Below are 561 nucleotides of genomic sequence, written 5' to 3' on the forward strand. Positions count from 1 at the left end.
AACTTCATTCTATAAACTTTTTCGCCATACTCTACGCCTTCAGCCGCTAACTCTTTTCGAGTCTTGCCTTTAGATGCAAACTCGCGGTTATTCATATCGTGCGGTCCGTATGACTTGCCTAACTCCCACTTCTTAGCGGTGATCTTATCTTGAATATACTTAATATAATATCCCAGAGGTTCGCCAGAATTCTCATGGTAATGGACAATATGAGGCTCATTCCCAACCATACGCCAAAACCACAAAGCAGTGGAATCACCAATACCAATATCGCAAACCACATTAACCGGCCCTTTATTGGTCGAGTATTCAGAGAAGTCATAAGCAATGCGCCCTTCTTTGTATAGTTGAGTGAATTGTTTGGCAAAGTAAGCACCTTCAATAGACTGATTGAACGCCTCCTCTGGTGTGCTTGGATATTCGCGGCGCATATCATCGCCTAATACTTTCCACTTTGCAGAGTACCAAGCCTTTTGACCATCGGTTAACTTAATGCCGTTCTTGTGCTCAAGTTCAATAAAGTAAGGTATCAAGCCCTCTGAAACATCACCCGCTAGTGAG

General features: G+C 43.1%; 1 pseudogene. It reads right to left on the reverse strand.

The features are described 5' to 3' along the window. Positions 1–561 (reverse strand): annotated as a pseudogene (locus V7783_RS21135) (terminase); the annotation flags it as partial.

Origin of the sequence: Pseudoalteromonas sp. (assembly GCF_036960685.1) — a bacterium.
GTDB lineage: Bacteria > Pseudomonadota > Gammaproteobacteria > Enterobacterales > Alteromonadaceae > Pseudoalteromonas.